The 9,658-nt window shown below is 54.0% G+C and carries 9 protein-coding genes; 3 read left to right on the top strand and 6 right to left on the bottom strand.

The window, feature by feature from the left end; all coding sequences use genetic code 11:
• The 6 genes from JIN87_RS02715 to JIN87_RS02690 form a co-directional block, all read right to left on the bottom strand.
• Positions 1 to 298 (bottom strand): hypothetical protein (locus JIN87_RS02715; protein WP_200353976.1); only part of this gene is annotated, 298 nt, incomplete at its 3' end.
• A gap of 48 nt (positions 299 to 346) precedes the next feature.
• Positions 347 to 2,053, bottom strand: a complete 1,707-nt coding sequence (fliD, locus tag JIN87_RS02710; protein ID WP_200353975.1) for a flagellar filament capping protein FliD — start codon at positions 2,051 to 2,053, stop codon at positions 347 to 349.
• 184 nt (positions 2,054 to 2,237) lie between these two features.
• Positions 2,238 to 2,837, bottom strand: a complete 600-nt coding sequence (gene mobA / locus JIN87_RS02705; RefSeq protein ID WP_200353974.1) for a molybdenum cofactor guanylyltransferase — start codon at positions 2,835 to 2,837, stop codon at positions 2,238 to 2,240.
• Between the two features lie 18 nt (positions 2,838 to 2,855).
• Entirely contained in the window at positions 2,856 to 4,643 is a 1,788-nt protein-coding gene (locus JIN87_RS02700; RefSeq protein ID WP_200353973.1) for a motility associated factor glycosyltransferase family protein, read from the bottom strand.
• The gene (locus tag JIN87_RS02695; RefSeq protein ID WP_200353972.1) at positions 4,640 to 5,248 is read right to left on the bottom strand and encodes a hypothetical protein; all 609 of its coding nucleotides are present in this window, start codon (positions 5,246 to 5,248) and stop codon (positions 4,640 to 4,642) included. Before JIN87_RS02695 ends, JIN87_RS02700 begins: the two co-directional genes overlap by 4 nt.
• A gap of 7 nt (positions 5,249 to 5,255) precedes the next feature.
• On the bottom strand, positions 5,256 to 5,747 hold the full coding sequence (locus JIN87_RS02690; RefSeq protein WP_200353971.1) for an MOSC domain-containing protein: 492 nt from the start codon (positions 5,745 to 5,747) through the stop codon (positions 5,256 to 5,258).
• A gap of 302 nt (positions 5,748 to 6,049) precedes the next feature.
• Here JIN87_RS02690 and JIN87_RS02685 point away from each other — a divergent pair, with 302 nt between their 5' ends.
• From JIN87_RS02685 to JIN87_RS02675, 3 genes are all read left to right on the top strand, one after another.
• Entirely contained in the window at positions 6,050 to 6,865 is an 816-nt protein-coding gene (locus JIN87_RS02685; protein ID WP_200353970.1) for a flagellin, read from the top strand.
• 867 nt (positions 6,866 to 7,732) lie between these two features.
• Entirely contained in the window at positions 7,733 to 8,560 is an 828-nt protein-coding gene (locus JIN87_RS02680; protein WP_200353969.1) for a flagellin, read from the top strand.
• A 117-nt stretch (positions 8,561 to 8,677) separates the two neighbouring features.
• On the top strand, positions 8,678 to 9,643 hold the full coding sequence (locus tag JIN87_RS02675) for an ATP-grasp domain-containing protein (protein ID WP_200353968.1): 966 nt from the start codon (positions 8,678 to 8,680) through the stop codon (positions 9,641 to 9,643).
• Positions 9,644 to 9,658: the final 15 nt, after the last annotated feature.

The following is a 9,658-nucleotide window of genomic DNA, read 5'->3' as shown; positions in this document are numbered from 1 at the left end:
GCTCGACCACCACGAGCTCGAAGAGGTTCTGCTTGCCGAGCTCTTGGGCTAGGTTTTCCTCCAGCGACTCAAGCTCGATGTGGTCGTAGCGGCCTTTATAAAGAGGAAGCAATGCGACTCGACGCAGATGGGCGGGGAAACCTTGCACCGCCTGGATGTTACTCACCTCGTGCTTGTCACCGTAGGTCGTATCGTAGCGGCTGTTTACGGAATGAACCGTCTTGCACCCTACAAGCGAGGTCGCAGCCACCAAAGTAGCCACCAAAAGCTGCAAAAGCGTTTTAGCTGATAAGTTCATGCCTGTGGAAAAGGAGTGTCATAATCTATTTCGTAAAACCATCATGCGTTAGCGAAGCTGTAAGCCGGCCAAAGCCGCTGCTTGGTTTTGTGTTTTAGACTGTGCCTCTTCCATGGCAATAAAGCTACTCTCAAGAGTGCTTCTTTTGAACTCCAAACGGCGTTCCATATCTTCGATCTGCTCGTCGATATCGGAATTTCGTTCGGTATAACTCGACGAGATCGTATCCATGACCCCGTCGGACTTCAGGAAATCCTCGAGAAAAGTGTCGAGGCGTCCTGCAAAATTTTCGTCTCCACTGGAGAAAAACTGCTCCAGCGTATCCAGATCGCTATCCAGCGCTTCATCCAAAGCCGCCGAATCCTTGATCTCCAGCTTGGACGTACCTGAGATGAAATCGATGCCCAGATGCTCGAGACGGAAAATCTCCCCGCTCGTCAATTCATCGACTTGGGCGAAAGCGAAACTACGCAGCTTGGAATCCAAAGAGTTCAACTCCCGGTTTCCAGCAAGGATCGCCGCCGTGACTTCATCGTCCTCGACTTCGATCTTCGTCTTTTCCTGGATGTAGTCCTGGACATCGTTGAAAGCCGAAATGAAGGAATTGATCTTCTCCTTCAGCTCCTCCGAGTCGCTATTGATGGTGACTGTCTGCTTCCCAACTTCAGCAGCTGTAATAACCACACCGGTCAATCCATGCGAATCTTCCGATATCTTGTTGCTGCGGCTGCTTTTGGGAGCGCCACCATCGATCGTGTAAGTCAAATCATCGCCTACATCAGCTGAACCGGTCAGACCGATCGCTGACAGCAAGCCGCTGCCACTGTCGGTGACGTTCATGGCGTAAGCTCCCGTTTCGTTGTTGATAATACGAAACTGATCGGACGCAGAATCGAAAGACATCGTCACTCCGGCCGCAGAATCATTCACGCGAGCCATCAGAGCTGACATGCTTTCGGTATCGGCATCGAAATCGATCGCCACGCCGTTAATATAAAATGTGTCGGAGCCCGTGATCGGACCGCCAATGCCGCTATTCGCGATCGTGTCGGCAATATCGACAACCCCCAGCGCCCCACGGCTGCTGACAGTCGCCGTGCCGCCGCCACCGTCGCCCACTTCGAGCTGGTGCAGCTTCATCGCCGACAAGAAGTTGCTGGTGTCACTCTCGGCCCCTAGCTCGAGCTGGCCAGACGCGCTATCGAGAGTGATCGTATCGGAAACGCCATCGTAGCTAGCAGTCACGACACCGCTGGTCGCGATCGAAATCGCGTCAAATACATCCTGCAGAGAATCGGTTTCCGCGATGGTGACTTCCTGACCATTTACCGAAAACGTCCCTTCCGTCACGTCGGTCGCCACTCTCAAAGCAGAAATCAAAGTGTTTTCATCGCCCATCTGAGTCACCACGTCAGCAGCCCCGAGACGACGAGTCGCTGTCGCCAACTGAGTCACTTCGATTTCGAAATTCCCCTTCGACGCGTTCGTGGAAGCGGTCGCGGTGATGTTCGTATCCTCGTTAGAAACTTCCGAGCTCTTCGTATGGTAAAGCGAGGAACTCTTTAGATCGCTCGTGCTAGTCTGCAGCTTCTCCAGCTTAGTCTTGAGCTTCTTCAAGGCGTCGACCTTGTCGTCATTCTCGTCCTTCTCTGCTTCCAAGCGCTGCTGTGGAATCCGCTCGATAGCCATCAGCTGGTCTACCATCGAATTCCAGTCAAAGCCACTGGCCAAGCCTGCTACATTGAAGTTTTCCATTGTCGAGAAAGTGCAGCGCCGCGTGCGCTACCAAGTTGGGTTATCGGATTATGGCGGATTCCCTTTAGCAAAAAGGCGATTTCTAGGAATTTTTCTTCATAACAATGCGGCAATCCTCTATCCAAAAACAACTTGCGGAGCGATAATAGCGGATTTTTTACAAAACCTTCCGCCGCTTGAAACCTCAGTCTCGAGGATCTCTCAACGCCCGCCGAGCCCTGTCCAGCTCCTGCAAGTCGTTCACGCTCGCTAGGAAACGGGAATCAGCAGGCTCCACTCGCTCCACTTTCGGGCCCTTCAAAAAACGCCGCAGGCTCCGCCTTCCCGACTTCGCCTCCTCTTCCAGCGCCTCCAAGGCTGCCCCTTCGTACAAGGCGCACATAGGATCCGGCAATCCGTCGGACGCAACAAACGCCGTCGCCAACCGACTCGGATCACGCCGGTGAATCAACTGCAAAAGGTCGCTCGCCTCCAAGTAGGGCATATCGCAGGCAATCGCCAGCACCGGCCAGCCTCCCCCCGACTTCAAAGCGGCCAGCATCCCCGACATCGGCCCCTCCCATTCCGGTAGATCCCAAATTCGTTCAATCCCTTCCGGCACCTCGCGCTCGGCCCGCGAGGCAGGCCCCAAACTGACCGCCAGACGATTGCAAAAGGGCTCCAACAGAGACAGCTGCCGCTCCAATTGCGTCACTCCTGGCCGCATCTTCAAAGACGCCTTGTCACGACCCATGCGACTGCTTTCGCCGCCGCAAAGCACCACCCCTAAAATATCGCGTTTCATATCGGGCTGCCCTGCAAGCTAGACCTTCTGCGTCTCACGAGCGGAATCGATCGAAGAAAGCACGCTGTAGCTCCCCTCCGCCACTGCCCAGAAGTAGCCCTTCAACTCTTCTAGACGATCAGCAGCCACATCCGAGCTCGACCGCCTACGCTGGCGAGTGACAGCCCTGTTTTGAACGTACAGCTCCATCTTCAGCTCACCATCATTCAAGATCTCGAAAAACTCATCGTTGAAGCCGATCAACGCATCGGACTTCTCCTTTTCCGCTTCCGCGCTCTCGAGTGTCAAAGTATCGCCCTGTTCCATAGCCAAAGCCGTTCGCAAAGCATGGGAGCAAATCTCCTCCACGTACCCCCTAAACTCCCGCAAGACTTTCCCCACTCGGCCCCAACCCACGTGGTGCTCGGCGAGCACCTTTTGCACGTCCGACCACCCTTTCGCGACACCTCCAACTCCAGCCGTTTCGATCATCCCCTTCGCTTCCTCAAATTCGAGGTAGGGCATGTGCTCGATCCGAGCTCCCAATCGGGAGAGGTTAAATACCTTAAGCTGATCACGGTTCTTTATTTTCAACTCCTTCGAATAGATCCTCGAGAGCTGCTCGAAGGTTTTGAGGTAAACGAACAGCTTCTCCTCAACCGGCACTTTCTCGATCGTATTTCCCGGAAGCCAGCGACACCTGCCCAAAACAGCCTTATCAGGACCATCGTCCGCATAAAACGAATCGCTGGCGTGCATTAGCCCGTCCGCCCGCGCCGCCAAGTCCTGCCCCACAAAAAACAAGCTGGAACAGCCAAACATGATCGCGAAATCAAAGGCGCACGCAGAAATCGTCCCCTGCTCCGCCACATGAGCCAAACGCTCCTTGCCGATCACCTTCCGGAAGTAGGTGGCGACCCGATTGTTGTGCGACCAAGCCGAAATCCGACCCTCGAAACGTTTCACGACATCGGGATACACCATGAACGGACAAAGTAGCATCGTATCCCCCAGATCCACGCCTTCAAATCCGCGGTCGGTCGTTTCGTACGGATCCGCCGCCAAAACGAAATGCGGCCGCACCCCACCATTCACCAAAGCTCGAATCGAAGAGTTGCCCGCGACAATGACCGCCCGATCTTGGGCCCAACGCAAAAATTCCAGCGACTCATTAAGAGAAGGGCCGGCACCCGCCATGATCATGGGCAAACCCTTGAAATGATCTCCAAATTCGAGCGGATCCGGAGTGCGAATCAAAGTGTTGAAATTCTTGAACGAATTGCCCTGCCACAGTCCCGACTTGGTGAGATTCGTCCCGAAGAGCTTACGCCAGAGCTCCAACTGTTGAGCGAACTCCTGAAAAAACCGCCCGTAATACTCTTCCGCCTCATTAAAGATAGGGGCGAAAATAAGCGGCTCCGCGTTCGTGAAGTCCACGATTCCATCGAACGCCAGAGTATTGAAGAACTCGTCACCCAATTCCCCCACTCCAAACTTCACTCGTCCATCCCTCAAAAGACTCTCCGCTGCGGGAGAAGAAAGAAAGGCCTTGAACCGGCCCACATCAGGCTCCGCGCAAAAAACCAGAGCATCTTGCGGCAACACACGAAGCAAAGCCTTCACATGCGAACCATCGCCTACGCCGCTCACCGCAATGGCCGAGTCATGCGGAAACCGCTTCCCCTCCAACCAGCGAGCCAGCAATCGCTCCGCATCTGCGGTCCGCCCCTTCCACTCCGCGAGATCCCCTTGCGCAGCCTGCGCCGACTCCACTCGTTTCGCGAGGGCTGGGTGAGATTCCGCAAACATCTTCCTTCCTCCCATCATGCAGCTCCCTCCTTTTCCAAAACAGGTATAACATCCTCCTCCAAACAGAGCACCACCTCACGCCAGCTTTCATAGAGAGAAGACGCCACAAAATCAGAAAGCCGCACGCTATCCCTCGACTCGATCGAATTGGCCACCCCATCGATCGACGCCAATCCAGCCTGAAAAGCCGCCGTCACCCGAGCGGCCCATGGCGCCCCAGACTCGTTTCCAAAATTCTGCAGTACACCGATTCCTTCAATCACCGGCCGCATCTTCTCCAAAAATTCGACGACCGCCACCTGGCTGTCGCTCCAGCCGCTTCGCAAAACCATCGCCCCAAGCCCCCTCATTTCCTCCAAAAGCTTGCTCGTTTCATCCCTCCAAGCGCCGCACATGTTCAGCAGCTGGGCTAGAGCGCTCATCGACTTGAACTCCAAAACCGAATAGTCAGCAATCTCCATGGCCTCCTCCAAGGACATTGCCACACCGTCTACCGCGACCGATTCAAGCGAAAGCCCTTGGCCGGACAGATAGCCCTCCACCAACGTACAAGCCTCCTTGCAGGAACCCGGAGCCTCCCCCTCGAACTCCACATCCTCCCCGTTCAGTACAACTCGTCTCATCGTTTCCTTAGCCTAACGCTACAATTTCCGTTTCGCCCACCTCGAGCACACCGCTCTCCAAGATCCGACACCTCAAACCGCCACGCCCTTCAAGCGCCGCGCAGGCCCCTTCCCCGATCGCTTCATCCATCCAGAAACACGGCTTGCACTGCTCCACTCCCCTCAACACCACACCGCCAATCTTGAAATCCACTCCCACCAGAGCATTCAAGTCGACCCCGCTCACCAACACATTGCGGCGAAACGAGCTCACATCTTCAACAGACAGATCCAGATCCTTCTCCATCGCCCCGATCGCCTCCATAGAGATCAAGCTAACCTGCCCCTTGAAATCTTCCTTGAAGTCAAAGTAACGATCCCCCACCAGGCCACGTCCCGCCACGCACTCGACTGTATCCACCCGAACAACACCGTTGTTCAAGCGCCCCTTCTCAAAACGGCCCTTAAAGTCGTGCCCGCTCGAAATGTAGATCTGATGAATAGTGACTGCCTCGCTCATAAAATAGGATCTGCAAAAACAAAGTCCTAAGCTCCAGAACCTAGCGAGCGCAATAGCGAAGCGACCCAAGCTCTACTCCGCACCTCTATATAGTGAAGCCTAAGCGCATCAAGCCAGAGCGGCGATGAGCGCTTTCCGCAACCCGCTGAGCGCTTTTTTCAGAAAACATAGAGTTTTTCCTAAAGCCCACGCATGAGCTCCCGATACTATTAGGCGTAACGCAAGTTACAGGTGCAGCGGACACCTTAACCCCGCAATGCGACAAGGATGTCGCAAGTCGTAACCTAAACAAGGAAGTTAAAATGTCAGTAGTAATAAACACCAATAGCAGTGCTATATCTGCGTCTAACAATCTAGCATCCAGCAATGCGATGCTTCAGCGTAGCCTCAACCGTTTGTCCAGTGGTTCTAAGATCACACAGCCATCGGACGACGCAGGTGGACTCGCTGTATCCATGAAGCTCTCCGCTACCATCAAGCGTACGGCAGCAGTCAATACAAACATCCAAAACGCACAGTCGTTCCTCCAAACACAAGATGGAGCGCTTGCCACAGTAACCAAGGTTCTCGACCGTATGTCAGAACTCAAGGTTCTCTCAGAGGATGTTACCAAAAACGAGACCGACAAGGGCAACTACAACACTGAGTTCGAACAACTCCAAAAGCAGCTCTCCGCACTCGCAGACGAGACCTTCAATGGAGTAAGCCTCTTCAAGAGCGGCGCCGACACATTGTCAGTAGCCACTACAGAATCAGGCGACGGATCAGTAGAGGTCGATCAACCAGATCTCGAAGCCACAGTCACTGCCAACCTCTTGGACGGCGGCAACAGCCTCGGTCACTCCAGTGTCGATCTCGACACCATCAAAGACGCCATCGAAGGCGTTGCGACCCTCAGAGCGAAGAACGGAGCGGCATCCAATCGCCTCTCATTCGCCTCCGACATGTTGACGGTAAATAAGGCGAATCTCGAAGCCGCGAACAGCCGCATCATCGACGTCGACGTCGCCGAGGAGTCAACCCAGCTAGCGAAGTACAATGTTCTGGTACAAGCCGGATCATCAATGCTCGCCCAAGCTAACTCCTCCACCCAGGTCGCGCTACAACTTTTAGGTTAGTTACTACATACGACATAGGTTCCCCGCCGACGGGCGGGGCGCCTAAACCGTAGTAAAAACTAAAAAACCTAAAAGGAGCACCGGAAAAGCGAACCTTGCTACCGGCGACACAATCGCCGCCGCAAACAAAGATCGCGACTCCAACGACCTCGAGCACTCGAGCCATGTCTCGACAGCAGAAAAGCTGTATCGAACAAACAATGACAAGTGCACCATCGTGTAACGGCGGAAAAGAATACCTACAAGCCAAGTGAGTAGAAATGCTCAAAACGCTAAACGGACCTCAAACGCCAACGATACCTACAGCACACAAGGACGTGTAACAAAACCGAGACAACCCATCCAGGGTTCCAATCAAATGACTAGCAGCATCAAGGACGATAACGCGAGTTGTGCCGGAAGAGGCGACGCATGCCTCAACAAAAACTCCAGGCACACAGAGGCCACGCATAGAGAATTGCGCAGCAGCCCCGCCATCCACCTTGCACCCAAGCACTGCGAAAAGCGTCCAAGGCATACGAACTCACATTCGCTCGAACTCCATTGGCAGCAAACCTCAACCGCATCGGCCCCCTTCCCCGTCTGGGAGAAGAGCGAGCAAGGCCACCCAACACAACGGTCGTCAGCGGATCGATACGCCTGGCACCCTCACGAATTTAACCAACACCAACCAACCACCAAAAGCGCGAGCTCTCTCGTCGCTCCCAATCATGAAAAATGACCAACACCTTTTCGAAACAGCACTCTATCTCGAGTAGATGCTAAACAAATTTCCGCCGGCTATCGGCAGAAAAGTGAAGGCCCGACACTACTCTTCGGGCACGCGGAAGCAAGGAAGCCTCCGCACAAATCAAGGATGATAAAAACATGTCAGTTGTAATCAATACAAACACTTCCGCGATCAGCGCGATGAACAACCTCAACAAGAGTAACGCTATGCTGCAAAACAGCTTGGCACGACTCTCTAGCGGTTCGAAGATCGTCAACCCAGCAGACGACGCTGGTGGACTCGCGGTTTCCATGAAGATGTCAGCGGCTATCAAGCGTACTGAAGCCACAAGCAGCAACATCGCAAACGCCCAGTCATTCCTCCAAACTCAGGATGGCGCTCTCGCAACAGCCGGTAAGATTCTCGACCGTATGTCTGAACTCAAGACTTTGAGCGAAGACGTAACCAAGAACGATACCGACAAGGCTAACTACAACACTGAGTTCGAAGCCCTCAAGGCTCAGCTCGGCGCGGTAGCAGCAGAGTCCTTCAACGGCGTTTCTTTGATGAACGGCTCCGGTATGACTGTTAAGACCTCTGAAGACGGCAGCCAGACTGTCTCCATCGACTCAACTAGCTTCGCAAGTGATTCAGATGGAATCCACACTGACCTGATCGCAACGAGCGATGGCTCCACATCACTCGGTGCATCCGGCACTACTCTCGATAAGATCAAGACTTCCATCGAGAACGTGGCTACCCTCCGTGCAACCAACGGTGCACAATCAAGCCGACTCAGCTTCGCGTCCGACATGCTCGCGACAAACAAGCAAAACCTCGAAGCTGCAAACAGCCGCATCATCGATGTGGACGTAGCTTCCGAGTCAACTCAGTTGGCACGTGCGAACATCTTGGTTCAAGCTGGTTCTTCAATGCTCTCACAGGCAAACGCATCCAGCCAGACTGCACTACGACTCATCGGTTAATAATTCCGATTCAAAGTTCTCAAAGCGACTCCCCAACGGGAGTCGCTTTTTTGTGTTCCCCCACCAGAACACAAATGAGGTTGCTCCCTGCCTCGCAAATCGCCATCAATTCCCCCAATGAGCAACGCCCCGCGAACTTTCAAAAACCTGCTTCTCCTCTCAGGAGGCAGCAAGGTCGCGATCGCTCGAATCGCAAAAAAGGCGACCCAAAGCAGAGGAGCGACACTCCATATTTCGGATACACGAGCTCAAGTCCCCACCCGAGAAATCGCCGACGAGTTCACACTCCTCCCCACCCACACAGCCCATGACTGGAGCTCCGCCCTCAAAGAGCTCTGCCAAAAAGCCAGCATCGGCCTCGTCATCCCCACTCGCCATACCGAACTCCTAGCCCTCCAGGATCTAAAACCTGAACTCGAAAGCCAAGGCACCGCCGTAAGCCTTTCAGGCGAAAACACTCTCAAAACCTGCATCCACAAGCTAGATACGCACGAGTTTTTCCAAAAGAACCAAATCCCATCCCCGACAACATTCACCAAAACCACACTCCCTCCAGAGATTCGCTATCCGCTCATAGCCAAGCCACAAGCCGGAGCCTCCTCCGCCGGAATTAGCGAAATCCAAAACGCGGACGAATTAGCGAACGTCCCAAGCGACTGGATACTCCAAAGCAAAGCGAGCGGGATCGAATTCACCGTTAACCTCTACCTCGACAAAAACGGAAAGCCACTCTGCATCATCCCCCATGAACGTATCGCAGTCGAATCCGGCGAAGTCGTCCAGGCACGCACACGCCGCATCCCGAAACTGATCGAAATCTGCAAATCGATCGCCCAAGCGCTCCCCGACGCAAGCGGGATCATCAACATACAAGCCTTCTACGATCAAAACGCCAACACAGTAAGCGTAATCGAAATCAACCCGAGAATCGGCGGTGGCTACCCCCTCTGCGACGCCGCCAAAGGCCACTACATAGAGTGGCTCTGCCAAGAACACCTCGACCACAAAGCCCCCCAAAGCTTCCAGGCTTGGACCGAAAACCTTCTCATGATGCGTTACCGAGAAGCGCTTTTCAGCCTCTAGATCCTTTCTTTCACA

Origin of the sequence: Pelagicoccus mobilis (genome assembly GCF_016595505.1) — a bacterium.
Lineage (GTDB): Bacteria > Verrucomicrobiota > Verrucomicrobiia > Opitutales > Opitutaceae > Pelagicoccus > Pelagicoccus mobilis.
This window is presented reverse-complemented; position numbering and strand designations above follow the sequence as displayed.

Bases quoted from the DNA above. Each gene is read 5' to 3' on its own strand.
- fliD (WP_200353975.1), bottom strand. From the start codon at position 2,053: ATGGAAAACTTCAATGTAGCAGGCTTGGCCAGTGGCTTTGACTGGAAT.
- mobA (WP_200353974.1), bottom strand. From the start codon at position 2,837: ATGAAACGCGATATTTTAGGGGTGGTGCTTTGCGGCGGCGAAAGCAGT.
- JIN87_RS02700 (WP_200353973.1), bottom strand. From the start codon at position 4,643: ATGATGGGAGGAAGGAAGATGTTTGCGGAATCTCACCCAGCCCTCGCG.
- JIN87_RS02695 (WP_200353972.1), bottom strand. From the start codon at position 5,248: ATGAGACGAGTTGTACTGAACGGGGAGGATGTGGAGTTCGAGGGGGAG.
- JIN87_RS02690 (WP_200353971.1), bottom strand. From the start codon at position 5,747: ATGAGCGAGGCAGTCACTATTCATCAGATCTACATTTCGAGCGGGCAC.
- JIN87_RS02685 (WP_200353970.1), top strand. From the start codon at position 6,050: ATGTCAGTAGTAATAAACACCAATAGCAGTGCTATATCTGCGTCTAAC.
- JIN87_RS02680 (WP_200353969.1), top strand. From the start codon at position 7,733: ATGTCAGTTGTAATCAATACAAACACTTCCGCGATCAGCGCGATGAAC.
- JIN87_RS02675 (WP_200353968.1), top strand. From the start codon at position 8,678: ATGAGCAACGCCCCGCGAACTTTCAAAAACCTGCTTCTCCTCTCAGGA.